Here is a 26,479-nt window from a genome sequence, read left to right as displayed (position 1 = left end):
CTACTGCCAGGGCGTGTCCGTCGGACACGCCCAACCGGTACGACGCGGCTCCGCCGGAAAACGTTCACTCGAGAGCCGGAAGGTCCAGCAGCCCCCCGAAGCTCTCAGGCCGCGCGTCCCGGATCGTCGGCGGTCTCGGCCGCCGTCCCCACCCCGGCGATTTGCTCGAGGAACGCGTCCACGAGGTCGTACGCCCGCTGCCGTGACTCCTCGTGCCGGGCGCGGGTCTCCGCGAGCAGCCGGTCCGGGTCCTCGCCGTGGGCCCTCGCCTCGCGTCGGCCGCCCGAGTCCAGCCACTGGAGCAGCGTCTTCTCGTCGAGCTCGGGGTGGAACTGGACTCCGAGCGCCCGCCCGGCCCGGAACGCCTGCGGGCCGACCGCGCTGCGGGCCAGCTCGACGGCGCTTGGCGGGACCACGAACCGGTCGAAGTGCCACTGGAACCACGGCCCGGCGCCGATCAGTTCCGGCACGTCCGACTCGACGGCGCTCCAGCCGATCTCGTGCCGGGGCGCCGCCTCCACGCTGCCCCCGAGGGCGGTGGCGAGGGCCTGCGCCCCGAAACAGATGCCGAGCACGGGCAGTTCGGCGGCGTGCGCGGTGCGCAGCAGTTCCAGTTCGCCGTCGATCCAGGGCCCGACCGAGGCCCTGTCGTAGACCGACCAGGGCGCGCCGAGCAGCACGATCAGGTCGTAGCCGGCGCCGACCGGGTCGGGGAAGTCGAACTCCACCCCCGGGCGGTCGTACCGCTCGGCCGGCACGACGGTCAACTCGTCGATCTCATAGCCGAGTTGGGCTATCCGGTCACCGACGGGACCGGACAGCGAGAGATGGTCGTGACGTATGACGAGGGCGCGCACGTGGTTCTCCACTTCTCCGACGAGACTTTTCCGACGAGGCTTCTCCGACGAGACTTCTCCGACGAGGCTGGGGTCAGCTTTTGGGGCGGCGGCCGCTGCGGCGCGGGGCGGGGGCGGCGCCGTCGAGGAGTTCCAGGCGGCGGTCCTCGCCATGGGTCTCGACCTGGACGACGATCCTGCGCAGCGCGTCCGCCGTGGCCCGGCACTCCTCGGCGCTCAGCGGCGCGGCGACGAACGCCTCCTCCGCGTTGAAGTCGGGGAACAGCGTCCGCATCAGCGTCTCGCCCTCGTCCGTGAGGCCGAGCAGCACTCGCCGCCCGTCCGAGGGGTGCTCGCTGCGCCGGACCAGACCGCGCGACTCCAGCGTCCGGGCCACGCCGGTGAGCGTCCCCTTGGAGATCCCGGCCTCCTCGGCCACGAGGCGGGTCTCGGTCTCCCCCGAGATCCACACGACCCACAGCACGACGAACCCGGTCCAGGTCAGATCCGCGCCGCGCAGCACGGAGTTCTCGACGTGCTGGCGCACGGCGGAGGCGGCCCGGTGGATGTTCGCGACGACGGCCATCTGGTCGTGCCGGATCGAGATGTCCCCGAGCTTGGCCTTGACCAACTGCTCGGTCTCGGCAATCGGTCGCTGCGTCACCGGTGGTTCTCCCTCCACATGCCTGGTGTCGTTCGGCACCGAATTGTACGGAGGGTGCGGCGGGTCCCCCTTCACCCTTCGGGGGCGCGGGGTCCGTCCTGTCAGGCGGACACCCGCCGCATGACGTCCCGGCAGAACCCGCCGACCCCCGCCGGGTCGTCGATGAACTGGGAGGGTTTCACGCAGAAGGTCGTGAACCCCGCCTCCAGCTGCTCCGGGATCGTGGCCAGCGCCGCCCCGAGGTCGGCGCAGGACCGGTCGTCGGGGAACACCGCGCGCGTTCCGCCGATCATCTCCAGTTCGGAGAGGTCCCGGCCCGCCTCCTTCATCGCCTCGCCGAGCACCCGCAGCTCCTCGGTGGTCGGCCGCCCCAGCGGATTGAAGGCATGCCCGTACCGCACCAGGCGTCGCACCATCGCGGGATGCATGCCGGCGCCGCCGAAGCACAGGCGGGGGCCGTCCGCCCGATACGCCTTGGGTTCGAAGTACACGTCCTCGAACCGGTAGTGCTCGCCCTTGTGGGACACCGGCGACGGCCCCCACAACTTGGCCCAGACCTCGAGGTGTTCGTCCAGCAGCCGGCCGCGTCGGGTGAAGGGCACGCCGAGCGCGTCGTACTCGTCCCGGCTCCAGCTGACGTTGGGCAGCACCATCAGCCGCCCCTCGCTGAGGAGGTCGAGCGTGCCCAACTCCCTTGCCAGCAGCAGGGGATGACGCAGCGGAGCGATCACAGCCGAGGCGGCCAGCCGGACCCGTTCGGTGACCGAGGCGATCGCGGCGAGCAGGATCAGGGAGTTGGGCCAGGGCATGTACGGGTCCTGGTTGCCCGGCAGGGCCCAGTCGCGCGGGTTGCCCATGACGCCGTTCACGCCCGCGTCGGGGCCGAGCACGATGTGCTCGCTGAGCATCACCGAGTCGAATCCGGCGTCCTCGGCCTCCCGGGCCCAGCGCACCAGCAGCGGCAGGTCGACGCGCCCGCCGGTCATGGTCCAGTTCTCGCTGAGGACCAGTTGCATACGAGGAGTCGCGGTCATGGTCGTACGCACTCCGTTCTTTTATTTGATGCCAAACGATAAACGGATCGACGGCGAACGACAAGGGGCTCCGTCGGCACCGGCCGACCCGCCGAACCCCTGCGACCCCAACTCCCCCACGCGCACTGTTGGTTGAGTTTTCATCACAGTGACACCCGCCGACGATCGAACCGTCGGGCCGCGGGGCAACGTTGATCCGAGCACGCCAACCGGACCGTCACCTTCCGCACGCCCACATCTCTCCCCCCCTCTCCACCCCCCACGCGCACTTCCCCCTTCACCTCACCCCCATGGTCAACAGGAGCCGCAGTGAAGATCACCTCGCGTGTCCGCAGAGCCTCTCTGGTTCTCGGCAGCGCCGTCGCGCTGGTCGTCGCCGTTCCCGGCAGCGCCTTCGCCGCCCCGCCGACCGCGCTGCCCGCCAACGCGGACGACCTCGAGAAGACCTGGCAGCCGGCCTACGACTACGACACCGACGGCTGCTACCCCACTCCGGCCATCGGCCCCGACGGAACCATCAACGGCGGTCTCAACCCGACCGGTTCGCTCAGCGGGGAGTGCCACGACACCTCGGACCTCGACAACACCAACGGCTACTCGCGCGAGAAGTGCAACAACGGCTGGTGCGCGATCATGTACGGCCTCTACTTCGAGAAGGACCAGGCCGTCGCGGGCAGCAGCATCGGCGGGCACCGGCACGACTGGGAGCATGTCGTGGTGTGGGTGCAGGACGGCCAGGCCAAGTACGTGTCCACGTCCAACCACGGCGAGTTCACCGTCCACGCGGCCGCCGACGTCCGCTGGGACGGCAACCACCCCAAGATCGTCTACCACAAGGACGGCGTGGCCACGCACGACTTCCGCCTCGCGAACGCGAACGACGAGCCGCCGGAGAACGCCTACGGCACCTGGCGGTACCCGGCCCTGGTCGGCTGGAACGGCTACCCGGCGGGGCTGCGCGACAAGTTGAGCGCGTACGACTTCGGCAGCGCCAACTTCGGCCTCAAGGACGCCAACTTCGCCGCCCACCTCACCAAGGCGCTGCCGTCGGGCATCTCGTTCAACCCGAACGCCTGACCGCCCGGGCGGACGCGTACGGTGACCGTCCCGGGACCGAGCAGCCAGGGCTCACAAGGTCTCGCGGACGGTGACCGTCCCGGCCCCCAGCAGCAGACGCGCACCGCGTCACGCCAGGGGCCCGCCACAGCCAACGCCGAAGATCTCGCGAACGGTGACCGTCCCGGTCCCCAGCAACCGACGCCCGCCGCGTCACGCCCGGGGCCCACCACAGCCAACGCCGAGGGGACACGTCCAGGCGGGCAGACGCCAACGCCCGGCGCGCCACATCCCGGGCCCGCCACAGCCAACGCCCGCAAGGTCGGGCACATCCGGGCCGCCGCCCGGGCCCGCATGGTCACCTCCGGGTGCCGCCAACGCCCGCAAGGCCGCGTCACACCCGGGCCGCCACCCAGCCCCGCAAGGCCACCTCCGGCTCCCAGCCGCCGGCCGTCGAGGCCCGCAAGGCCACCTCCAGCACCGAGCCGCCAACGCCCGCAGGGCCGGGGCACACCCGGGCCGCCGCCCGGGCCCGCAAGGCCACCTCCGGGTCCCAGCCACCGGCCACCCAGGCCTGCATGGCCACCTCCAGCTCCGAGCCGCCAACGCCCGCAAGGCCGCGTCACACCCGGGCCGCCACCCAAGCCCACAAGGCCACCTCCAGGTCCCAGCCGCCAACGCCCACACGGCCGCGTCACACCCGGGCCACCACGCAGGCCCACAAGGCCACCCCCGGCTCCCAGCCACCGGCCACCCAGGCCCGCAAGGCCACCCCCGGCTCCCAGCCACCGGCCACCCAGGCCCACAAGGCCACATCCAGGTCCCAGCCGCCAACGCCCGCAGGGCCGGGGCACATCCGGGCCGCCGCGCGTGCCCGCAAGGCCACCCCCGGATCCCAGCCAACGCCCACACGGCCGCGTCACACCCGGGCCGCACCCCCCCCCAACCCCGCAAAGTCACCCCCGGCTCCCAGCCGCCAACAACCGGACGGTCAGGTCACACCCGGGGCGGGCAGCCGCACGACCCCCGGATCACCAGGCTGGACGGGAAGCGCCGGGTGCGGTTCCCGTCCAGTACAGGTGTGCCCGGGGCGGCCCCGCTCGGCTCCCCGTCGAGCGCGAGGTCTACGGCCGTGCGGGCCATGGCCTCGCGGTCGGAGGCGACCGTCGTCAGCGGTGGGTCGGTCATCGCCGCCTCCTTGACGTCGTCGAAGCCCGCCACCGCGAGTTCGCCGGGGACGTCGACGCCCAGTTCACGGGCGGCCCGCAGCAGTCCGATGGCCTGGTCGTCGGTCGCGCAGAAGACGGCGGTCGGACGGTCGGGGGCGGCGAGCATGCGCAGGGCCGCCTCGTAGGAGTCGTAACGGTTGTACGGGGCGTGAAAGAGGAGCCCCTCGGTGGAGCGGCCGGCATCCGCCATCGCCTTGCGCCAGCCCTCGACGTGGTCGGCGACGGGATCGCCCGCCAGGAGAGCCGACTCCGGTCCGCCGACGCAGGCCACGGCGGTGTGGCCGTGCTGGAGGAGATGCCGGGTGGCGAGCCGCGCGCCCTCGACGTCGTCCGTGACGACGGCGAACTTCCGTGGGGACGCGGACCGTTCGTGCATCAGCACCACCCGGGTGTCCGTGGTGTCGAGTTCGGCGGCGATCCGGTCGCCGAGCCCCAGACTGACCAGGATCAGCGCCGACACCCGCATCCCCAAAAAGGCGTGCAGGTAATGGATTTCGCGCTCCTCCTGGTAATCGGAGTTGCCGACGAGCACCATTTTCCCGCGGTCGGCGGCGGCACGTTCCAACGCGTGGGTGATTTCCCCGAAGAACGGCTGCCGGGCGTCCGGAACGATCAGCCCCAGCAGATCCGTACGGCGGCCGGCCATGGCCTGGGCCACCCGGTCGGGCCGGTATCCGAGTTCGCTGACGGCTTCGAGAACGCGTCTGCGTTTCTCCGCGGAAACAGGCCGGGGGCCGTTGTTGACGACGTAACTGACAACCGCGCTGGAAGTTCCCGCGCGCCTGGCGACGTCGTCCCGTGTCACCTTTGTCACCGGGGGAGTCTACGGGCGTCAACTCCCCTTCCGGGAAGGGATGTTGGCTTTCGGCCAGGCCGGACGTCCGGCCCGTCGTCGCTCGTCCCGTCCGGCGGACGCGTTACGCGTCGGAAACCTTGACGATCTCTGTGGGGGCTGCAACGATTCCGGCGCCGCGATGTTTACGTAAACATCGCCCCCCTCGGACCCCGTCCGGCATGCGAAAGGGCAAGTTGATGCGCAACGTCCTCGGCGGCACCCGCCCCTCCTCCCGGCTGCGCGCCACCCTCGTGGCGCTCGCGATCGCCGCGACCAGCGGTACGGCGGTCGCCGCCGGCCCCGCCTCCGCCTCCACCCCCGCCCAGGCCCTCGCCCCCACCGCCCACAGCGGACTGGCCAAGGACACGACCCAGTTCAAGGGGGTCAACTGGGCGGACCCGCGCGACAACTTCGCCGACGACCTGCTCCAGCTGTCCGGTCTGTCGACCTCCGACAACTACCGGCAGACCTACGCCAAGGCGACCCGGATCATCTCGGCGTTCCGCGCGAACCTCGGCGCCAACACCGTGCGGCTGCCGATCAACCCGTACACGGTCAACGGCGCCTACTGGAAGTCGTACCGCGGGGTCATCGACGCGGCGTCCGACAAGGGCTTCAAGGTGATCGTCTCCTACTGGGAGGGCACCGGCGCCCAGAAGGACGGCTTCATCGACGACCAGGCCACCTACTGGCCCATGTGGGACAGGGTCGTCAAGGCCTACAAGAACGACCGGCACGTCTACTTCGAGCCGATGAACGAGCCGCACGGCTACACCGACACCGAGTGGGCCGACATCGCGGCGAAGTGGCTCGCGACGTACAAGTCCGTGCCGCGCAACCAGGTGTTCGTCAGCGGCGCCGGGTACAACGACCACGTCACGTCCGTCTGCGCCGACCCGCGGCTGAAGGGCACCTACCTGTCGCTGCACCACTACGGCTTCTGGAAGGACTACGCGACCTACGACCAGTGGGTGGCCGACCTGAAGGTGCGCATCGGCGACTGCGCGAGCCGGACCGTCGCGGACGAGTTCGGGGCGTTCATGACCACGGGCCTCGACTACAACAAGAAGACCCCCGACAACAACTTCATCAACTTCATGCAGGCCGTCACCGACACCTTCCGCGAGCTGAAGATGGGCTCCGTGTACTGGCCCGGGCTGCGCACCGACGACATGTACTCGATCCAGAAGCTGACGGGCACCCCCGACCGCCCCTGGCTGGCCACCACCAACCAGTCCGGCGCCGACCGTCTCGCCTGGGGCTGGGGCCGCGGCAAGCCCGTCAAGGGCTGAGCCGGCGCCGGCTCGCGTAGGTTCATGACCATGACGAACCTACGGATCGGTGTGATGTACGACCGCGACTGGGCCCCGGAAGGGCTGCCCGGATTCGCACGGCAGGCCGAGGCCCTCGGCGTCGACGACCTGTGGGTGGTCGAGGACCTCGGCTGGAACGGCGGTGTGTCGGCGGCGGCCGTGGCGCTCGGCGCGACGGAACGCCTGCGGGTGGGCATCGGGATCACCCCCGCTCCCCTGCGCAGCCCGGCCCTGCTGGCGATGGAACTGGCCACGCTGGCCCGGGTGTTCCCGGGCCGGCTCGTGGCCGGGATCGGGCACGGGGTGCGCGACTGGATGGTCTCGGTCGGTGTCGCGCCCCGTTCCCCGCTGGCCCTCCTCGAGGAGACGATCACCTCCGTACGCGCCCTGCTGCGCGGCGAGCGGGTCGAACTGGAGGGCCGCGAAGTACGCCTGGACGGCGTCCAGTTGGTGCACCCGCCGACGGAAGTGCCGCCGGTGGTCGCCGGTGTGGTGCGCGCCCGCTCGCTGGAACTGTCCGGCCGGGTCGCGGACGGCACCCTGATCGCCGAGGGCCACGGTCCGCGCGACCTGGAGAACACCCGGGTGCTGACCGCGAAGGGCGGTGCGGGACCCGACCACATCCTGACGGTGTTCGCCTTCGCCTGTGTGGGCGACGACCCCGGCGAGGTCGCACGGACCCTGCACCCGCACACCGAGGGGCACGGCGAGTGGCTGGGCCGCCCGCAGGAGGACGTGTTCACCGTGTCCGGCAGCGCCCCGGAGGCTGCCGCGAACATCGGCGCCCTGTCGGCGGCCGGCGCGGACACGGTCGTACTCCGGATCGTGGGCGCCGAGCCGCTGCGTCAACTCGAGGCCGTGCTGGGGGCCTTGGGGCGTCGCTGACCGGTGGGTCAGTGTGCGGCGAACTGGACACGGGTGGGCTGTGCGACGTCCGGCCGTACCGCGATGCCGTCGACGGTCAGCTGCTCCCCGTAGATGTCGCTGATCCTGATCGCGCCGCCGCAACCGCTGCCCTGCTCGGAGAGGAAGTAGTTGAAGCTGGTGCGCGCCAGCCGGACCCATCCACTGCCGGTACGGACTTCGAGGCGCGCCAGCGGATTGCGGTGGCCGATGACCTGGATGCCACACCAGTACTGGCTGGACCCGGTCTTGTAGCGGATCGAGATCGGGTCGGCCGAGGCGGGGCTCAGCAGGCTCCAGGTGATCGGGATACGGCCGGTCACGGGGGCGGCGAGTTTGGCGAACGCCTGGGGACTGAGGTCGAGTTGGCCGGGGAGGCAGTCCCCGGGGCATTCGTTGGTGATCCGGACCGTGACGGTGGCCCCGCTCGCCGCGCGGACGAGGATGTACGCCCCGCACGCCATGGACGTCTCGTAGTCGGCGGTGTTCATCGCGGCGGTCATGGTGTCGGAGGTCGGTCCGTACAGACAGGCGCCGTCGCCGTTTCCGGTGTCGTAGAAGGTGGCGACGCCCTGGTAGGTCGCGCCGGGCCGGATCCGCCCCGCCAGGGGCGCCGTGCCGGAGGCAGGCCGGGCGGCCGAGCCGCTCCCGCCGCCACTCCCGCTACTCCCGCCACTCCTATCGCCCTCGCCGCCGCTCGCGGCCGTGGGCTTGGGCGTCGGTTCGGTCGCCGGTTGCCTGGGCTTGCCCTTCGGCGCGGTCGAGACGGTCGGGGTGGCCGTCGGCGTCGGGGACGGGCCGGCCGAGGGCTTCGCCGGGGACGGTGTCGGCTCCGGTGACGTGGTCGGGGCTGCCGTCCGGGCACCGGCGGCGGACGTGGCCACCTCCTGCCCGTCCCCGGTCTGGTCGTTGGGCCGCAGAGCCATGACCAGGGATATGACGAGGGCGACGGCCGCCACGGAGGCAGCGACGAGAACGCCCCGCCGCTGACGGAGCGGGCGGCGGGGAGAACGGCGCGGGGAACGGCGCGGGGAACGGGACGCCACGACAGAGGTCCTTACCTGGTCCGAAAACCATGTGCTCGACTGCTCGATACGAAACTCCGGTTGAGGCAGCTTCCGGCCCATAGTCTCCACGGCGCCCCAGAAGGTTGCCGGAACTCTGAAAATTGCCTGCCGGCGCCACCGCATGCAATCTTCTGTCTGTGGACGCGATCGATCTGGCAATCATTGCCGAGCTCGAGCAGGACGGGCGGCTGACCAACGTCGAGCTGGCGCAGCGGGTCGGGCTGACGACCGGGCCGTGTCTGCGGCGCGTTCAGCGGCTGGAGGCCGACGGTGTCATCCGCGGTTATCGGGCCGTCATCGACCCCGCCTCCGTGGGCCGTTCCTTCGAGGTGCTCATCGATCTCGGTCTCGAGGCGCAGGACGCGGAGACCGTCGAGCTTTTCGAGCAGACCCTCGCGCAGGCCGACGAGGTCGTCGAACTGCGGCGGATGTTCGGGAACCCGGACTACTTCGTGCGGGTGGCCGTCGCCGACCTGGCCGCCTACGAGGCCTTCCTCAGCCGGCGGGTCATGACCATCCCGCGGATCAAGAAAGTGACGTCCCACTTCACGATGAAGACCGTGAAACCGGCGTGACCGCTCGCCGTCACGTCCCCCTGCGCGGCAGCATCCCCGCGAACCGTGCCGAGGGTTCCAGGCCCAGTTCCTCGTTGATCAGCATCCGGAACGTCTCGTAGCGCCGGACGACCTCGACCATGTTGTTCTCGGCCAGATGAACGGCGGCCACCGCGCGGTGCGCGCTCTCGCGCAGCGGCTCCACGGTGACGCACATCAGGGCCGCCTCCAGGGCGAGCGCGTACCGGCCGTGCTCGGTCAGGAGGGCGCTCAGCGACTCCAGCGCGTGCAGACGGAGCTGACGCAGTCGCTCCCGCTCGAACAGGACCCATTCCTCGTCCCAACCGCACAGCAGTTCCCCGCCGTCGAGGACGACGGGCAGCGGCAGGTCGTCGCCGGGAGCGTGATCGGAGTTCGCGAGGCCCAGGGCGGCCCCGGTGAAGGCGTCGACGTCGACGCTCACCCCGTCCGCCAGACAGAGGGTGTCCCCGTGGGCCCCGACGATCGGCTGCCTCCCGCGGCGGAGCCGCCACAGTGCCGTACGCAGGCTGCCGTGCGCGTGTTCCTCCGTGACGTCGGGCCACAGGGCGCCCGCGACGACGGTTCGGGTGGCGCGCTTGTGCAGGCCGAGGAAGGCCAGCAGCCGCTGTGCGTTCGCCGGGACGGTGACGGTTCCGTCAGCGCCCTCCAACTGGAAGGTGCCGAGCAGACGTAACCGGGAATGGGCGCGCCCCGGCCCCGGCCCCGCCCCCGCTCCCGTCCCCGTCCCTGTCCTCGTCGTGCCGTTCGTCCGGGCAGCCGCGGTCGCCTCGTGCTGAGCCATCGTCGTGCACCATTCCCCCCGTGCGACGACCGCCCTGGACGGCGGTCCCCCTGCGCCGGACGCTCGGACCTGGCCGGCGGACAGCCAGAGTGGATCCGGCGGGAGCCGCCTGTCACGTGCCGTTCCGCTCAGCGGACCGGGATGCCTCCATGGCCGCCCCACGGCAGTCGTACGGCAGTCGTACGGAAGCTCCGGGAGCGTGTGAACCGCCATGTCCAGCGTCCTCGGTCGGGGGTGGGGAGGCGGTGGGTATGCTCGCCGCCGTGTCCGCGCCGGCCCGGCGGCGGCCCGCACCTCCGACCAGTAGGAGCACGGTGTTCGAGTACGAGAAGGACGGCGCGGCCATCTACCGCCAGTCCTTTGCCACCATCCGCGCCGAGGCCGATCTCACGGGTCTGCCCGCCGACGTCAGCCAGGTCGCGGTGCGGATGATCCACGCCTGCGGGATGGTCGACCTCGTACGGGACCTGGCCTACACGCCCGCCGTGGTGTCCCGCGCCCGCGAGGCGCTGCGCGCGGGAGCGCCGGTCTTCACCGACGTGAGCATGGTCGCCAGCGGGGTGACCCGGAAACGGCTGCCCGCCGGCAACGACGTGCTCTGCACGCTCTCCGACCCGTCCGTCCCGGACCTGGCGGCGAAGCTGGGCACCACGCGCAGCGCCGCCGCGCTGGAGCTGTGGCGGGACCGTCTCGAGGGCGCGGTGGTGGCGGTCGGCAACGCGCCGACGGCCCTCTTCCGCCTCCTGGAGATGATCGAGGAGGGGGGACCCCGCCCGGCGGCCGTCATCGGCGCCCCGGTCGGCTTCGTCGGAGCGGCGGAGTCCAAGGAGGCCTTGGCCGCACACCCATCGGGGCTCGAGTACCTGGTCGTACACGGCCGCCGCGGGGGCAGCGCGATCGCCGCCGCAGCGGTCAACGCGATCGCGAGCGAGAAGGAGTAGGAGTCGGAGTAGGGGTTAGGGCCAGGCCCGCTGTCCATTTCTCCTCGATTCGGCCGAACCGCCACACCAGCAGGGCGACGGCCCAGGTCGCGAAGAACAGGCCGACGATGACATAGCCGATGATGTTGAGGTCGAGGCCCGAGACCCAGTCCCAGAACGTGCCGTGCAGGTCCGCCTTCTCAGCGACCAGGCCCAGTAGTTCGACCGTACCGATGATGAGCGCGACGGCGACGGACAGGCCCGTGATGGTGAGGTTGTAGTAGACCTTGCGGACCGGCTTGGAGAACGCCCAGCCGTAGGCGAAGTTCATGAACGAACCGTCGATCGTGTCCAGCAGCGACATGCCGGCGGCGAACAGGACCGGCAGGCACAGGATCGCGTACCAGGGCAGCCCGGAGGCCGCGCCCGAGCCGGCCAGGACGAGGAGCGCGACCTCGGTGGCCGTGTCGAACCCGAGGCCGAACAGGACGCCCAGCGGATACATCTGCCACGGCTTGGTGATCGACTTCATGAGGCGGCCCAGGAGCCGGTTCATGAAGCCGCGCTTGTCGAGCTGTTCCTCCAGGGCGGCCTCGTCGAAGTGGCCCGAGCGCATCTGCCGGAAGACCTTCCAGATCCCGGCGAGGATCACGAGGTTGATGCCGGCGATGAGGTAGAGGAACGTCCCGGAGACGGTCGTACCGATCCAGCCGGTGATGCTGTGCAGGGTCGAGTCGTCGTTCTGGACCGGGCCCGCGAGCGCCTTGACGCCCAGGGAGAGCAGGAAGGTGAGCCCGAAGACGACGCTGGAGTGGCCGAGGGAGAACCAGAAGCCGACGGACAGGGGCCGTTGGTCCTCGTTCATGAGCTTGCGGGTCGTGTTGTCGATGGCGGCTATGTGGTCGGCGTCGAAGGCGTGCCGCATGCCCAGGGTGTAGGCGGTGACGCCGATGCCGATGCCGAAGGTCTTGGTGCCCAGGCTGTAGTGCTCGGGCGCGACGATCGCGACGAGGACGAACCAGCCGACGACGTGCAGCGCCAGGATGAACGCGGCCATCCCGCCGAGGCTCGCCCACTCCTTGCGGGTCATCGACGTACGGACGCGGTGCCATCTCGAATGATTGTTCTCAGCCACCCGCCCAGCTTGCTGCAAGCTATTTGCAGGTAGTAGCCAGACGCAGCAAAACTGAGGTCAGGATTCAGCCAGCGTCTGGAAAAGTGGGCTGGTGGAGGCGCCGGAGCCGTTTCCCGAGCCACTCGGCGGCCTCCTCGGGCCCCGCCACCACCGGCACCCCCTCGGGCACCGGCGGCCGGCGCACCACGACCACGGGCAGTCCGGCCTCGCGGGCCGCGGTCAGTTTCGGGGCGGTGGCCGCTCCCCCGCTGTCCTTCGTCACCACGACGTCCACGCGGTGGCGCCGCAGCAGCTCCCGCTCCCCTTCGAGCGTGAAGGGCCCCCGGTCGAGCAGGACCTCCGTGCGGGCCGGGACCGGTCCGTCCGGTGCCTCCACGGACCGTACGAGGAACCACAGGTCGTCGAGGGCGGCGAAGGCCGCCAGGCCCGTCCGGCCGGTGGTGAGGAACACCCGGCGGCCGAGCGAGGGCAGCAGTTCGGCGGCCTCCGCCGGCGAGCCCGCGTCGTACCAGACGTCACCCTCGACCGGGGCCCAGCCCGGGCGCCGCAGCGCGAGCAGGGGCACATGGGCGGTGGTGGCGGCCCGCGCCGCGTGGAAGCTGATCGTCGCGGCGAAGGGATGGGTGGCGTCGACGAGCACGTCCACGGCGTGCTCGCGCAGCCAGCCGGCCAGCCCCTCGGCGCCGCCGAAACCGCCGACGCGTACGGCGCCCGGGGGCAGCCGGGGGCCGGCCGTCCGCCCGGCCAGGGAGCTCGTCACTCGCAGGCCGGAGGTACCGTGCAGCAGTTCGGCCAGGCGCCGGGCTTCCGTCGTTCCGCCGAGTATCAGTACGTGCATCGCTTGGAGATCCGATCCGTTCATGAGCAGCGAAACGCAGGGCACCCCAGAGGCCGGGGCCGAGGGCGGTCGCGGCGCCCAACTCAAGCACACCGGCCTGCGGCCCGGCTGGACCACCGGTGCCTGTGCGACCGCGGCCACCACCGCCGCGTACACCGCCCTGCTGTCCGGCGAGTTCCCCGACCCGGTGACCATCACGCTGCCCAAGGGGCAGACGCCGTCCTTCGCGCTCGCGGCCGAGGAGCTGACCGGCGCGTACGCGATGGCGGGGATCGTGAAGGACGCCGGCGACGACCCGGACGTCACGCACGGCGCGCTGGTACGGGCGACGGTACGGAGGCTGCCCGCCGGGTCCGGGGTGGTCTTCAGGGCGGGGCCCGGCGTCGGGACGGTCACCCGCCCCGGGCTGCCCCTGCCGGTCGGCGAACCGGCCGTCAATCCCGTCCCGCGCCGGATGATGCGCGAACACGTCGCCCGGGTCGCCGAGCTGCACGGCGGCACCGGTGACGTCGAGATCACCCTCTCCGTCGACCACGGCGAGGAGATCGCCCGCTCCACCTGGAACCCCCGGCTCGGTATCCTCGGCGGGCTGTCCATCCTGGGCACGACGGGGATCGTCGTCCCGTACTCGTGCTCGGCGTGGATCGACTCGATCCGGCGGGGGGTGGACGTGGCCCGCGCGGCGGGTCGTACGCATGTCGCCGGGTGCACCGGCTCGACGTCGGAGAGGACCGTCGTCGCCGAGTACGGGCTTCCGCTGGACGCCCTGCTCGACATGGGCGACTTCGCGGGCGCGGTCCTGAAGTACGTCCGACGCCACCCCGTCGACCGGCTGACGATCTGCGGCGGCTTCGCCAAGCTCTCCAAGCTCGCCGTCGGCCATCTCGACCTGCACTCGGCCCGTTCCCAGGTGGACAAGGGGTTCCTCGCCGAACTGGCCCGGCGCGGCGGCGCGGACGAGACGCTGGCGGCCGGTGTCGCCGCCGCCAACACCGGCCTGGCCGCACTCCAGCTCTGCGAGGCCGCCGGGGTACCCCTCGGCGACCTGGTCGCGACGGCCGCCCGCGACGAGGCGCTGACCGTGCTGCGGGGCGCGCCGGTCGCCGTGGACGTCATCTGCATCGACCGGGCGGGCCGGGTCGTGGGGCGCAGCGAGGTCCGGTAGGCCCCCGACCCGGCCCGCACCTCACGCGGCCACGGCCTCCCGAGCCCCGGTCGGTCCCGCCCCTTCGGTTGCCTCTGCCTCGTCGAGGAGTTCGACGAGGGTCGCCCGGGCGCGTGCGACCCGGGAGCGGATCGTGCCGACCGGGCAGCCCCCGGCCTCGGCGGCCTCCTCGTAGGGCAGGCCGGTCAGTTGGGTGAGGACGAACGCCTCGCGGCGTTCGACGGGCAGCGCGTCCAGCAGGTCGAGCAGGGCCACGCCGTCGTCGAAGCCGGGCAGGCCTCGGGGTTGGGCACGTTCGGCGCAGGTCGTCCAGTCGTCCACGTCGGCCGAGCGCGGCCGGGTGGCGGCGTACCGCAGGTTGTCGATGACCGTACGGCGTGCGATCGACAGCAGCCAGGTGCGGGCCGAGGAGCGGCCCTCGAAGCGGTGCAGGCTGCCGAGCGCCCGCAGGAACGTGTCCTGCGCGAGGTCGTCGGCCAGTTGGCGGTCGGCGGAGAGATGGGTGACGTAGCGGACGACGTCCGGGTGCAGGGCCCGCACGAAGCGGTCCACGGCGTCGCGGTCGCCGGTGCGCGCGGCGAGGGCCCAGACAGTGGCCGGGTCGTCGGGCGCCTCGCGCTCCGCGTCGCGTTTCCTGGACGGCAGGGGGAGGACAGGAGTGATCACCTGATGTCCTTCTCGGGTGGTCCGGGACCGGCCGGCGCGTGAACTCAGGCGCTGCGGAAGGAAGGTCCCGGTACGGGAGGGCGGGAGAGGGAAGGGAAGGGAGCGGAACGGCGCGTACGTCGTACTCGTCCCGTGCCCGAAGCCGCGTACCTCGCGTACCCCGCGGAACCGGCAGACGCGGTACCGGCGGGACGGCCTCGGGAAGCCTGCTGTCTCAGCTGACAGCGGTCCCGGCCGGAGGCCCCCGAGAGATGATCGTGTGAGTGAGCGTCAGCCGCGGGATCCGCTCGGCGCGCTCGCGCGTCGGCCGCAGACGGGGGCGACGCGGTGGAACGGGCAGGGCGACAAGGGGCAGCCGCAGCGGGGCGGCCAGCCATCCGGCGACGGCCCGCAGGAGGCGGAAGGCGGCCCGCTCGCCGTACGCCAGCCACAGCCCGGTCAGCAGAGCGGCCAGCGTGTGGGCGGCGAGCATGCCGAGCGACGCCGTGACGCCACCACCATGGGACATGGTTCCCAAATGGGCCATGGGGTCCACAGGGTCCGCGTGCGCGGCATGCCCCATGTCCATGGAACCCATGGAACCCATGTCCATCGCATCCATGGACATGCCGCCCATGTCCCGCGCCTGGGCGCCCGCGCCCGATCCGGAAGACGCCTGCCCCGCCCACGAGAACGCCGAGTGCAGCGCCCCCTGGGCGACGACCACGACGGACACCACCAGCGGGAGTCCGCGCTCACGGCCCGCCAGGGTCCAGCCGACGGCGCTCGTGGCGGCGAAGCCGGCGGACAGGGTCCACCAGGACACCTTGGAGCCGGACATGAGGACGTGTCCGAGGGCAGCGAGCAGCACACACACGGCCGCGAACACCGCGGCTCGTATCGTGCGCGTTCCCCACCCGGCAGTCATGACGGCCTCATCCTCGCATCCGGGCTCCGCTCGTCATGGGTGAGTACGCGCAGGGCCCCGGTCCGCAACTCACCTCGAGGGAAGTGATACAGAACACACCCGGCTAGACGGTCACATGGGCGTACACCAGCGGCGCGCCCCGCTCGCTCTCGTCGACGGTCACCCGGGCCGAGCCGGCCCGGTCACCCTTCTCCGGGATGTCCGCGTAGAGACCCGCGAGGTGGTCCTCGGGTCCGATCCGCCAGGGAAGCCCGACGGAGTCGATGTCGTCCTGGTCCAGGACGGCTCTGCCGGTTGCCAGGTCCCTCGTCGTCTCGTCCAGGGAGGTCAGGAACTCCTTGAGGCCCTCGGGTGTGGTGCGGAAGCGGAGATAGAGGTCCTGGCCGCTCTCCGCGCTGCCGTCGCCCGGGACCACCAGATACGAGGTCTCCCCGGCCTTCGGCGGCACCGCGAGCCGGAAGGTGCGCTGGAGCACGGCACCCGGAACGCCCTGGCGCTCGCGCGGAGTCGCGGGCAGGGAGTCGTCCTCGAACCCCACAGGCCACAGCGGCCTCAGCAGGAGCGCCCCGCCGAACAGCAGCATGGCGCCGCACGCCACCACGAGAAGTACGCCGGACAGTCCGCGCCGTACGCGCTCCGGGCGGGTCGTGTCCCCCATCGGATTCTCTTCCTCTTCCTGAAGTGCCCTGATGACACCTCAAAAAAGAGTGACATCAGTTGATCATCGAATCCACACACCCTTTCCATGAATTGGAAAAGACAATGAACCTCTCCCGGACCCCGGTCCGCCGCTGATTCTCACGATCAGTAGCGACTTCACGGAACAAATACGGATGTCTGCACAGAAAGCATGCGCACACCCGCCGAACTGTTGAGCCCGGGTTGGTGATCGCTTTGCATTCATGGCGATCTGTCCGATCTGGTGCCCGTCACCCGGCGCGTCGATACTCACCTCCGGCTCCGGACGATCTTGCGTTCGGCCATCGAGAAGAGGGGGTGCTTCTGTGCGGAGCGATCGTGTTGGCGACCTTCGAAGAAGGCCGGGAAGCGGGTCGTCGCCAGGGCGGATCAGACCGGTGGGGGGTGCGCTCGCGCTGCTCATGGTGGCCGAGGCGGCGGTCATGCTCGCCTCGACCGGCCAGGCGCTCGCCCTTCCCGCGCGGCACCACGTCGCCGCGCCGTCCAAGGCTTCCCCGTCCGGTCCCCTGACCGCGCCCGATCTCGCGTCGGCGATCGCCACGGCCCGGTTGCGGGGACGCAGGGTCGAGGTGCTGGACGAGCGGACCGACCGGTCGACGACATGGGCGAACCCGAAGGGCACTCTCACCACCGACTCCTACGCGGCGCCGGTCCGCTTCAGGCGGGGCGGGGCGTGGGTGAACGTCGACACCACGTTGCGGGCCGCCTCCGGCGGAGCGGTGGCCCCGAAGGCGCAGCCGCAGGGTCTCGTACTCGCCCCGGGCGGCGGGAAGGCGTCCCTCGCGGCGGAGGGCACCGGCGCGCACCGGGTGGCCGTCGGCTGGAAGGGCACCCTGCCCAGGCCGAGGCTGAAGGGGAGCACCGCCACCTACGCGAACGTCTCCCCCGGCACGGATGTGACCGTGCAGGCCACGCGCACCGGATTCGAGGAGAACGTCGTCCTGCGCACGCGGCCCTCGGCCGGTTACCGGGTCGTCGTCCCGATCAGCGCGAAGGGCCTGACCGCCAAGCAGGCGAAGAACGGCTCGATCACCTTCACCGACTCCCACGGCAAGGTCGCGGGCACCATACCGGCCCCGGTCATGTGGGACGCCAGGGTCGACCCGGCGTCGCTGGAGCACACCCACCGCGCCCGGGTGAGGATGACCATGTCCCAGTCCGGTGACACGGTCGACCTCACCCTGACGCCGGACGCGAGGTTCCTCGCCGACCCCAGGACGAGTTACCCGGTCACCGTCGATCCCTCCACCAGCCTGTCCAGCGTGCTGGACACCTTCGTGGAGAACACCGACTCCACCGCGGAGTACACCTCCACGGACCTCAAGCTGGGCACCTACGACGCGGGCACCGACGTCGCCCGCTCCTTCCTCCAGTTCCCGGTCTCCCAGCTGGTCAACGCCCACGTCCTGTCCTCCTCGCTGAACCTCTACGAGTACTGGTCGGCCGACTGCGCCCCGGCCTCGTGGGAGCTGTGGCAGACCGGCGCCGCCTCCACCTCCACGGTCTGGTCCAACCAGCCGTCGTGGACGACGAAGTACGTCACGACGACACAGACGAAGGGCTATCCCTCCTCCTGCGGGGGATCCGTCCCGGAGGGCTGGGTGTCCGTCGACCCCAGTTCGTTCCTGCAGTACGCGGGTGACCACGGCTACACCTACGCCAACCTCGGGCTGCGGGCCACGGACGAGACCGACTCCGGCTCCTGGAAGCGGTTCTACTCCGCCAACGCGTCCTCCGACGTGCCCTATCTGTCGGTGACGTACAACTCGTACCCCATGACCTCGGCGCCCACGGTCGCGCCCGGCGTCTCCTCGGTCTCCGGGTCGACGACCACGCTGTACACGAACACGGCGACCCCGCAGCTGCAGGCGACGGTCACCGACGCCGACGGCGGCAACGTGATGGCGCAGTGGAACGTCTACGACACCACCGGCGGCGCCAACACCCAGGTCATCGCCAATCTGAACGGCTCCTGGACCGCCTCGGGCGGTACCTCCAGTGCCTCCGTACCCAGCGGGAAACTCGTGGACGGGCACACCTACACCGCCTGGCCGTGGGGGTACGACGGTTCGCTGTGGGCCCGTCAGACCGTGCCCAGCGGGCTGGTGTTCACCGTCGACACGACCCGGCCCAACGCTCCCTCCGTCGCCTCCACCGACTACCCGTCGGGCGGCTGGGCCAAGGGCGCGGGCCAGAGCGGCGCCTTCACCCTCACCCCGCCCGCCGGCGGCACCGGCACGGCCGGCGTCGTGTGGCAGCTCGACTCCGGTCAGCAGACCTTCGTGGCCACCACCGGCGCGGCCGTGACCGCCCAGGTGACCCCGGCCGCGGACGGCCCGCACACGCTGACCGTCTACACCCGGGACCTCGCGGGCAACCTCTCGGACGCGGCCACCTACCAGTTCGACGCGGGCGCCGGCGCCATCACCTCGCCGAAGGACGGCGGCCGCAGCGCGCGAAGGGCGACCCTGACCGCCGCAGGCCCCGCCACCGCCCAGTCCGTGCGACTCCAGTACCGCCGTGCCGGAGCGGACAGCTGGTCCGACATTCCCGTCGCGCAGGTCACCAACGGCGGCAGTGCCCTGGCCGCCTGGCCGGTGACGATGTCGAGCGGTGTCTCGCCGGATCTGGTGTGGGACGTCGCCGCCACCCTGGGGGACGACGGTTCCGTACAGGTCCGCGGTCACTTCACCGACTCGTCCGGCAGCGTCTACGACTCGTCGGCGGTGACCTTCACCCTGGACCGGAATTCCACCGACGCGGCGACCGAGCAGGTGGGCCCGGGTTCGGTGAATCTGTCCACCGGCGATTACGCCCTCTCCGCGACCGACACCTCCGGGCTCGGTCTGACGCTGGCCCGCAGCGCCTCCTCCCGCAATCCCGCCGGGGGCGCGCCGACCGGGCAGGCGGCGCCGTTCGGCCCGCAGTGGACCCTCGGCGAGCTCTCGGACACGGCCTCCACCGGCTACACCGAGATCCGGCCCGTGACCTCCAGCGCCGTCCAGCTCGTCACCTCCGACGGCAGCGAGGTGGCGTTCACCAAGGACGGCAGCGGAACCTGGAGCCCCGAGCCCGGCGCGGAGGACTACTCCCTCGCCTACAGCTCCTCGGCCGACCAGTACACGCTCACCGACACCGACGGCACGGTCACCGTGTTCGCCAAGTCCGCCGCGAACGCCGGGGTGTGGACGATCTCCTCCACGGCCCCCTCCGGCTCGGGGAACACCACCCGCTACCGGTTCGACACCGTCACCTCCGGCGGCACCACCACGGTGCGGCTGGCCCGGATGGTCGCCCCGACCTCGGCGATCTCGGATCTGAACGCCTCCTGCGTGACGCCGAGCACCCCGGCGACGGGCTGCCGGGCCCTGCAGTTCGACTACGCCACCGCCACCACCGCGACCGGCACCACGACGGGTGCGTTCGGCACCTACGCCGGCCGCGTCGCCTCCGTCACCCGGTGGGCGATCGACCCGGCCACCGGCACCGAGACCGCGACGGTGGTCGCCCAGTACTCGTACGACACCAACGGCATGCTCCGCGAGGAGTGGGACCCGCGCATCAGCCCGACCCTGGTCACGGCCTACGCCTACGACGCGGCCGGCCGGGTCACCTCGCTGACCCCGCCCGGTCAGCTGCCGTGGACCTTCGCCTACGGCACCGCGGGCACGGACGGCGACACCAACGCCGGACGCCTGCTCAGTGCCGGCCGCGCCACCCTCACTCCGGGGTCGGCCTCCACCACCAACGGCACCGCCACCACCAAGGTGGTCTACGACGTACCGCTGACCACCGGCTCCGGGGGCCCGTACGCCCTGGGCAGCAGTGATGTCGCCACCTGGGCGCAGAGCGACAGGCCCACCGACGCCACGGCCGTCTTCCCGGCCGACCAGGTGCCGTCGTCCAACACGGGCAGCGGACACCTGGCCTCCGGCGACTACAGCCGTGCCACCGTGCACTACCTGGACGTCAACGGGCGCGAGGTCGACACGGCGGTGCCGGGCGGGCACATCACGACCACCGAGTACGACACCTCGGGCAACACCGTCCGGGAACTCACCGCGGGCAACCGCGAACTGGCCCTGGCCGCGGGCTCCAACAGCGAGCTCAACGCGCTGGGCCTGGCCTCGGCGACCACCGCGCAGCGGGCGACCCAGCTGTCCACCCTGCACGTTTACGACAGCACCGGCCAGCAGGAGAAGGACACTTACGGGCCGCTGCACCAGGTCACCCTGGAGCACGCCCTGGCGGCCTCGGGCACGTCGGCCGCCCTGCCCGCCGGTTCGGTGGTCGCCGCACGGACCCACACGCACAACACCTTCGACGAGAACCGGCCCACGGACGGCTCCGCGAAGGTCTCCGACCAGATCACGACGTCGGTGATCGGAGCGGCCGTCACCGGGTACGCCGCCGACGCGGACGCCCGTACCAGCAAGACCTACTACGACTGGACCCTCGGGAAGCCGACCAAGACGGTCATCGACCCCTCGGGTTCGGCCATCACCACCCTCACCGGCTACAACACGGCCGGCCAGGTCACCAGCAGTTCCCAGCCCGCGTCGAACGGCTCGGACGCGGCCACCACCATCACCACCTACTACACCGCCGGCGGCTCGGCGCCCTGCGGCGGCCACCCCGAGTGGGCCGACATGGTCTGCCGGACCGCCCCCGCGGCCGACATCACCGGCGGCGGCTCCAACCCGGCGCAGCGGGTCACCTCCACGACCACCTACACGGCCTCGGGGCTGCCCCGCCAGGTCACCGACACGGCGGGCGGCGTCACCCGCACCACCACGACGACGTACGACAGCGCCGACCGCACGACCCAGACGGCGGTCTCCGGCGGTAGCGGCCAGGCCGTTCAGACCACCACCGTCTCCTACTCCTCCGGCACCGGTCTCGCGGCCGGGGCCTCGACTCCCGACGGGAAGGCCGTCGCCCAGACCTACGACCAGCTCGGCCGTCAGCTGTCCTACACCGACGCCGACGGCAACACGGCCACCACCCAGTACGACAGCCTCAACCGGCCCGTCAAGATCAGCGACTCGGCGCCGTCGACCCTGACGTACACCTATGACACGGCGAAGGACCCGCGAGGTGTGGTGACCTCCGAGACCGACTCCAACGCGGGAACCTTCAGCGCCACCTACGACGCGAACGGCACCCTGGCCACCGAGTCGCTGCCCGGCTCGGTCACCCTGACCGCGACCACGGACGAGGCCGGCCAGAACACCTCACGCACCTACACCGGCGCCTCCGGCAACGTCCTGCTCTCCGACCAGGCGGGCCACTCCGCCGCCGGTCAGGAAACCGGCAGGGCCCTGTCGACCTCCGGTGGTCTCGGTGTCGACGACACCTACACGTACGACAACGACAGCAGGCTCACCCACACCAACGAGACCGTCATCCAGGGGCAGGCGCAGAGCTGCACCGCCCGTACGTACACCTTCGACCAGGACAGCAACCGCAAGAGCCTGACCACGTCGACCGGCGCCACCACCACCGACGGCACCACCCCCAGCTGCCCGACCAGCGGAGGCACCACCACCAGCCACACCTACGACAGCGCGGACCGTCTGGTCGACAGCGGGTACACCTACGACGCCTTCGGCCGCCTCACCGGCGAGCCCGGCGGCATCAGCACCGCGTACTACGTCGACGACCTCGCCCGTCAGCAGACGAGCGGAAGTCAGCGCACCACCTGGCAGCTGGACCCCGCCGGACGTTTCCACTCCTCCACCACCGAGTCGAACTCCTCCGGCACCTGGACCCAGACCGCCTCCAGGACCAGCCACTTCGACGGACCGTCGGACCGTCCCGCGTGGACGGTCGAGAACACCTCCACCGGCGCCTACACGAGGAATGTGCCCGAGCTCGGCGGGGCACTGGGAGCGACGTACAGCTCGGCCAACGGCGATGTCGTCCTGCAGCTCACCGACCTGCACGGAGACGTCACGATGACCCTGCCCACCAACGACGCGAACACCGCCGTCGTCGTCACGGCCACGGACGAGTACGGCAATTCCGTGGCCGGCGCCGGCAGTGCCCGCTACCGCTGGCTCGGCGCCAAGGAACGCTCCGGCGAGACACCCACCGGCGACATCATGATGGGCGTCCGCCTGTACAACCCCGTCAACGGCCGCTTCCTCAGCACCGACCCGGTACCCGGCGGAAGCGCGAACGCCTACGACTACGCCGCCCAGGACCCGGTCAACAAGTTCGACCTCGACGGCAACATGATCGTCTGCGGCGACAACCGCACGGGAAGCCAGTGCACCGACGCCACCACGCCCTGGTACTACGAGGGCCGCTACACCCACATCACCGGCTGGAAGCCCTCTTTCTACAGCTCGATGCCCGGCCACATCCGTGCCATCTTCCAGACGCTGGAGGCCCGCTTCATGGCAGGCGTCTTCATCGAGGGAGCATATTGGCGGTACGACTATCACTACAGTTCGTACTGGCGGTACTACCACGGCCGGGTTCAGCACAAGACGGCCCACTGGGAGCTGTATGCCGATCAGCCCCGGCTGAAAATCTGGATCAATTTCTTCGGTGACTACACCATCACCGGCTACTGGAACGACCACGAGTACGACTGATTCACGACTGATTCCGTGTAGCGGAGGGGAGCGGGCGCACTCGCCCGCTCCCCTCCGCCCGAATCGTTTTCAAGACAGGGATTCCCATTGACTTACCTGCAGATCACGCTGGCGCTGGTGGAAATACTCTCCGCGGGCGCGGTCGTGTGGCAGCTCCGGGGAACGCGCGATCCTCTGTGGATTCCGTTTCTGATAATCCTGGCCGGGGCGGGAGTGCTGGTTCCCATGAACTACCCGATGGGCCACGCCACCGTCGTGTCCCTAGGCCTCCAGGCCGTCGCGGCGGCCGCACTTATCTGGCTCGCCCGGATCGGCCTCCGGCGGGTCTCCGGCGGTCGACGCGGACCGGCACCGACATCGTGATCCTTTCCCGGGTGGGCCTAGGCTGTTGTCAGGGCCCGAGAACAGGGGAAACGAAGGATCATGGTGATGGGGGACAAGCCCATGTCCAGGCCGCCCCGGCCGTCGATGGCGGACGTCGCCCGGCACGCCGGTGTCGCGCCGCAGACGGTGTCGCGCGTGTCGAACGGGCACACCAATGTCGACCCGGCGACCAGGCAGCGGGTCGTCGAGTCGATGCGGGCGCTGGGCTACCGGCCGAACGGAGCCGCACGCGCGCTCAAGAGCGGCCGGTTCAACACCATCGGTGTCATCACCTTCACGCTGAAGACGTTCGGAAACACCCGCACACTCGACGCCATCGCGGCGGAGGCCGCCCGCGCCAAGTACGCCGTCACCCTCATCCCCGTGTCCGACCCGACCATGGGCAGGATCTCCGGCGCCTACGACCGGCTCAGTGAGGCCGCCGTCGACGGGGTGATCCTGGTCTTCGAGGCCCATCTCCTGGACGACGCGGAGTTCAGCCTCCCGCCCGGGGTCCCGATGGTGGTCGTCGACTCGGACACCGGCCCCGGCTACACCGTGGTGGACACCGATCAGGCACTGGGCGCCCGCCAGGCGACGGAGCATCTGCTGGAACTCGGGCACCGGCAGGTCTGGCACATCGCCGGCCCCCCGACCTCGTACTCCGCCGCCCATCGGGTCGAGTCCTGGCAACGCACCCTGCGCGAGGCCGGCGTCGTCCCGCCCCCGGTGCTCTACGGCGACTGGACCACGCGGTCCGGGTACCGGCACGGGCTGGACCTGGGGCGAAGGCCGGAGGTCACGGCGATCTTCGCCGCGAACGACCACATGGCGCTCGGGGTCATGCGCGCCCTGCACGAGCTGGGCCGCCGCATCCCGGAGGACGTCAGCGTGGTGGGGTTCGACGACATGGAGGAGTCCCACGCCTTCTGGCCGCCACTGACGACCGTACGACAGGACTTCGCGGCGGTCGGCCGGCTCAGCCTGCGGAAACTGCTCAGCAAGATCGGCCGGACCGGGCCCGACGTGATCGACAAGACCCTGGTGCCGACCCGGCTCGTCGTACGCGCCAGCACCGGAACGCCGCCGCCCTCACCGGAGGGCGAGGAGCGGCGGCGCTGACCCGTACGCGTACGGGCCCGGCGATGGTGCTCGCCGGGCCCGTACGGTTCGGATCAGGAGTGCATGGCGACAGGCGCCGGTGTCAGCTCCGGGTCCACTGCTGGTTGGTGCTGCCGTTGCAGAACCAGACGTCGACCGACGTGCCGTTGCCGGTGCCGGCTCCGGCCGCGTCCAGGCAGAGCGCCGGGTTCGCGACGCTGGTCACGGAGAGGTCCGCGTTGACGTTCCACTGCTGTGCTGCCGTCGCGCCGGTGCAGTCGGCGATGACCACGGGGTCGCCCGCCGTCGCGCCGGTGCCTCCCACCGTCATGCACTTGTTGCCGTAGACGGTGAGCTGGTTGTCCGCGTTGTGGTTCCAGATCTGGTTGCCGCCGGAGTTGCAGTCCCAGAGGTCGAGCTGGGTTCCGCTCTTCGTGCTGAAGCCGGGCACGTCGACACAGCGGCCCGAGCCCACGCCGCGCAGGACCTCACCGGGAGGCGCCGGCGGCAGGTTGTTGACCGGCGGGGTCTTGCCGAAGCCGTAGCCCCAGCGCAGCAGGGCGACGCCGGTCTCGCTGTTGTCCACGAGGTTGCCGTCGGCGTCCAGCGACTCGATCGAGTAGGCGTCGTCGAACCGCAGGCCCGGCCAGTAGACGAGCCCCATCCCCTTGCTGCGGGCGGTGTTGGCCACGGCCGCGAGGTACGAGGTGTAGATGTTGCCGTTCCACGCGCCGTAGTTGAGGCCGATGGTCATCGGGGAGCCGGCCTCGTCGATGATGGTCCGGTCGGTGTACTTGCCGAGTCGCGCCTCGAGGTCGGCGGTCCACTCGGCCTGCGTGGTGTAGCTGTTCCAGAAGCCGTAGAAGTGCAGCGACAACAGCGTGCCGCGCAGTTCGCGGGCCGCGCCGACGCCGGTGACGTTGTCGTTGTAGCCCGTGCCGCTGATCACGACACGGCCGCGCGGAACGTCCTTGTGGCTCGACAGCCAGCCGCTGGTGACGGACACCCACTGGTCGAGGGTGTAGCCGTGCGGCTCGTTCATCGGCTCGAAGTAGACCCGCGGGTTGTGCTTGTACTCCCGCACCACGGTGTTCCACATCGTCTTCCAGGCGGCCGTGTCGTCGACCAGCCCGTCCTTGCTGGTGTTGGCCTCCCAGTAGCTGACGATGACCTTGTCGCCGGAGGCCGTGGCCGCGTCGATCGTCGCGCGGTACGACTTCCACCAGGTGGTGCCGACGGTCGCCGGGTTGATCGGCAGTCGCAGCGTGTTGGCGCCCAGGTTCTTCTTGAACCCGCTCACCATCTTCTGCGTGGTGCGGTACACGGTGCGGTAGCTGTCGGTCACCGACAGGCCGCTCGGCACCACGGCGTCCGTGGCGTAGTTGTCGCGCGGGTCTGCCCAGTTGACCCCGCGGAAGTCACTGGTGCCGCCCTTCGCGGGCTTGCCCGGCGCGTACGAGGCGGCCGACGCGTCGCCAACCGACTGGGTGAGGGCGGGGGCGGGGGCGGCGCCCAGGAACATGAGCGTGGCGCCGAAGCCGGCCATGAGCACACTGGCCAGTCTTCTCGACCTCGTCGGGGTCTTGGTCATCTCGTCTCCAGTGACGGGAGGGCGGAGTGCGGGTTCGTGCGGGTTCGTTCGTCACCTGAGCCGAGGCAATGATGAACCAAGGTCCGAAATAAGCCACTCGGACCCCTTTGAAACCAGCCATGGTTACGTAACCATGGCCGGACACTTGCACGACGCCCGCCCTGATGACAAGACCCGG

General features: G+C 70.9%; 22 protein-coding genes. 9 read left to right on the top strand and 13 right to left on the bottom strand.

What is annotated here, in order from left to right:
* Window positions 1–104 precede the first annotated feature (104 nt).
* The 3 genes from ABZ855_RS04400 to ABZ855_RS04390 form a co-directional block, all read right to left on the bottom strand.
* Window positions 105–857 (bottom strand): type 1 glutamine amidotransferase, encoded by a 753-nt coding sequence (locus ABZ855_RS04400; protein WP_360800684.1) that lies wholly within the window; start codon window positions 855–857, stop codon window positions 105–107.
* A gap of 73 nt (window positions 858–930) precedes the next feature.
* Window positions 931–1,500 carry a MarR family winged helix-turn-helix transcriptional regulator gene (locus tag ABZ855_RS04395; protein ID WP_319205006.1) on the bottom strand — a complete coding sequence of 190 codons (570 nt, stop codon included), beginning with the start codon at window positions 1,498–1,500 and terminating at the stop codon, window positions 931–933.
* 101 nt (window positions 1,501–1,601) lie between these two features.
* Complete coding sequence (locus ABZ855_RS04390; RefSeq protein WP_360800680.1) at window positions 1,602–2,534, bottom strand: TIGR03619 family F420-dependent LLM class oxidoreductase; 933 nt, start codon at window positions 2,532–2,534, stop codon at window positions 1,602–1,604.
* A gap of 309 nt (window positions 2,535–2,843) precedes the next feature.
* Between ABZ855_RS04390 and ABZ855_RS04385 the strand changes: the two genes are divergently transcribed.
* Complete coding sequence (locus ABZ855_RS04385) at window positions 2,844–3,611, top strand: NPP1 family protein (protein ID WP_360800677.1); 768 nt, start codon at window positions 2,844–2,846, stop codon at window positions 3,609–3,611.
* Window positions 3,612–3,984: 373 nt separating this feature from the next.
* Here ABZ855_RS04385 and ABZ855_RS04380 read toward each other — a convergent pair whose 3' ends face one another.
* Together ABZ855_RS04380 and ABZ855_RS04375 are read right to left on the bottom strand one after the other, a co-directional pair.
* On the bottom strand, window positions 3,985–4,170 hold the full coding sequence (locus tag ABZ855_RS04380) for a hypothetical protein (RefSeq protein WP_360800674.1): 186 nt from the start codon (window positions 4,168–4,170) through the stop codon (window positions 3,985–3,987).
* A 416-nt stretch (window positions 4,171–4,586) separates the two neighbouring features.
* Window positions 4,587–5,633 (bottom strand): LacI family DNA-binding transcriptional regulator, encoded by a 1,047-nt coding sequence (locus ABZ855_RS04375; RefSeq protein ID WP_360800671.1) that lies wholly within the window; start codon window positions 5,631–5,633, stop codon window positions 4,587–4,589.
* 200 nt (window positions 5,634–5,833) lie between these two features.
* On the opposite strand from ABZ855_RS04375, the gene ABZ855_RS04370 reads away from it, so the two are divergent.
* Window positions 5,834–6,946: a cellulase family glycosylhydrolase gene (locus tag ABZ855_RS04370; RefSeq protein WP_360800668.1), complete on the top strand. Its 1,113-nt coding sequence runs from the start codon at window positions 5,834–5,836 to the stop codon at window positions 6,944–6,946.
* Between the two features lie 30 nt (window positions 6,947–6,976).
* Window positions 6,977–7,852, top strand: coding sequence for an LLM class flavin-dependent oxidoreductase (locus ABZ855_RS04365; RefSeq protein ID WP_360801136.1), 876 nt, complete (start codon window positions 6,977–6,979; stop codon window positions 7,850–7,852).
* Window positions 7,853–7,860: 8 nt separating this feature from the next.
* Here ABZ855_RS04365 and ABZ855_RS04360 read toward each other — a convergent pair whose 3' ends face one another.
* Window positions 7,861–8,916, bottom strand: coding sequence for an expansin EXLX1 family cellulose-binding protein (locus ABZ855_RS04360; protein ID WP_360800665.1), 1,056 nt, complete (start codon window positions 8,914–8,916; stop codon window positions 7,861–7,863).
* A gap of 158 nt (window positions 8,917–9,074) precedes the next feature.
* Between ABZ855_RS04360 and ABZ855_RS04355 the strand changes: the two genes are divergently transcribed.
* A complete protein-coding gene (locus ABZ855_RS04355) occupies window positions 9,075–9,512 on the top strand; it encodes an Lrp/AsnC family transcriptional regulator (RefSeq protein WP_360800662.1) in 438 nt (145 codons plus the stop codon).
* Between the two features lie 10 nt (window positions 9,513–9,522).
* Here the strand turns inward: ABZ855_RS04355 and ABZ855_RS04350 are convergent, their stop codons facing one another.
* Window positions 9,523–10,314 (bottom strand): BTAD domain-containing putative transcriptional regulator, encoded by a 792-nt coding sequence (locus tag ABZ855_RS04350; RefSeq protein WP_360800659.1) that lies wholly within the window; start codon window positions 10,312–10,314, stop codon window positions 9,523–9,525.
* A gap of 251 nt (window positions 10,315–10,565) precedes the next feature.
* On the opposite strand from ABZ855_RS04350, the gene ABZ855_RS04345 reads away from it, so the two are divergent.
* The gene (locus ABZ855_RS04345) at window positions 10,566–11,255 is read left to right on the top strand and encodes a precorrin-8X methylmutase (protein WP_360800655.1); all 690 of its coding nucleotides are present in this window, start codon (window positions 10,566–10,568) and stop codon (window positions 11,253–11,255) included.
* Here the strand turns inward: ABZ855_RS04345 and ABZ855_RS04340 are convergent.
* Both ABZ855_RS04340 and ABZ855_RS04335 read right to left on the bottom strand, forming a co-directional pair.
* Window positions 11,227–12,324 (bottom strand): HoxN/HupN/NixA family nickel/cobalt transporter, encoded by a 1,098-nt coding sequence (locus ABZ855_RS04340; protein ID WP_360801133.1) that lies wholly within the window; start codon window positions 12,322–12,324, stop codon window positions 11,227–11,229. The genes ABZ855_RS04345 and ABZ855_RS04340 overlap by 29 nt on opposite strands.
* Window positions 12,325–12,433: 109 nt before the next feature.
* Window positions 12,434–13,207: a cobalt-precorrin-6A reductase gene (locus ABZ855_RS04335; RefSeq protein WP_360800653.1), complete on the bottom strand. Its 774-nt coding sequence runs from the start codon at window positions 13,205–13,207 to the stop codon at window positions 12,434–12,436.
* Window positions 13,208–13,229: 22 nt separating this feature from the next.
* On the opposite strand from ABZ855_RS04335, the gene ABZ855_RS04330 reads away from it, so the two are divergent.
* The gene (locus tag ABZ855_RS04330) at window positions 13,230–14,372 is read left to right on the top strand and encodes a cobalt-precorrin-5B (C(1))-methyltransferase (RefSeq protein ID WP_360800650.1); all 1,143 of its coding nucleotides are present in this window, start codon (window positions 13,230–13,232) and stop codon (window positions 14,370–14,372) included.
* A 21-nt stretch (window positions 14,373–14,393) separates the two neighbouring features.
* Here ABZ855_RS04330 and ABZ855_RS04325 read toward each other — a convergent pair whose 3' ends face one another.
* The 3 genes from ABZ855_RS04325 to ABZ855_RS04315 form a co-directional block, all read right to left on the bottom strand.
* Window positions 14,394–15,038, bottom strand: coding sequence for a sigma-70 family RNA polymerase sigma factor (locus ABZ855_RS04325; RefSeq protein WP_360800647.1), 645 nt, complete (start codon window positions 15,036–15,038; stop codon window positions 14,394–14,396).
* Window positions 15,039–15,252: 214 nt separating this feature from the next.
* Complete coding sequence (locus ABZ855_RS04320) at window positions 15,253–15,945, bottom strand: hypothetical protein (protein ID WP_360800644.1); 693 nt, start codon at window positions 15,943–15,945, stop codon at window positions 15,253–15,255.
* 103 nt (window positions 15,946–16,048) lie between these two features.
* Window positions 16,049–16,603 (bottom strand): hypothetical protein, encoded by a 555-nt coding sequence (locus tag ABZ855_RS04315; protein WP_360800641.1) that lies wholly within the window; start codon window positions 16,601–16,603, stop codon window positions 16,049–16,051.
* A 418-nt stretch (window positions 16,604–17,021) separates the two neighbouring features.
* Here ABZ855_RS04315 and ABZ855_RS04310 point away from each other — a divergent pair, with 418 nt between their 5' ends.
* The 3 genes from ABZ855_RS04310 to ABZ855_RS04300 all read left to right on the top strand — a co-directional run bounded on the left by ABZ855_RS04310 (window position 17,022) and on the right by ABZ855_RS04300 (window position 24,731).
* On the top strand, window positions 17,022–23,246 hold the full coding sequence (locus tag ABZ855_RS04310) for a DNRLRE domain-containing protein (protein WP_360800638.1): 6,225 nt from the start codon (window positions 17,022–17,024) through the stop codon (window positions 23,244–23,246).
* Between the two features lie 87 nt (window positions 23,247–23,333).
* Entirely contained in the window at window positions 23,334–23,609 is a 276-nt protein-coding gene (locus ABZ855_RS04305) for a hypothetical protein (RefSeq protein WP_360800635.1), read from the top strand.
* A gap of 66 nt (window positions 23,610–23,675) precedes the next feature.
* A complete protein-coding gene (locus ABZ855_RS04300) occupies window positions 23,676–24,731 on the top strand; it encodes a LacI family DNA-binding transcriptional regulator (protein ID WP_360800632.1) in 1,056 nt (351 codons plus the stop codon).
* Between the two features lie 82 nt (window positions 24,732–24,813).
* Here the strand turns inward: ABZ855_RS04300 and ABZ855_RS04295 are convergent, their stop codons facing one another.
* The gene (locus ABZ855_RS04295; protein ID WP_360800629.1) at window positions 24,814–26,301 is read right to left on the bottom strand and encodes a ricin-type beta-trefoil lectin domain protein; all 1,488 of its coding nucleotides are present in this window, start codon (window positions 26,299–26,301) and stop codon (window positions 24,814–24,816) included.
* Between the last annotated feature and the right edge of the window lie 178 nt (window positions 26,302–26,479).

This window comes from Streptomyces sp. NPDC047042, from assembly GCF_040644035.1.
Lineage (GTDB): Bacteria > Actinomycetota > Actinomycetes > Streptomycetales > Streptomycetaceae > Streptomyces.
The sequence above is the reverse complement of the archived record's forward strand: the minus strand, read 5'-3'. Positions and strand labels throughout refer to the sequence as shown.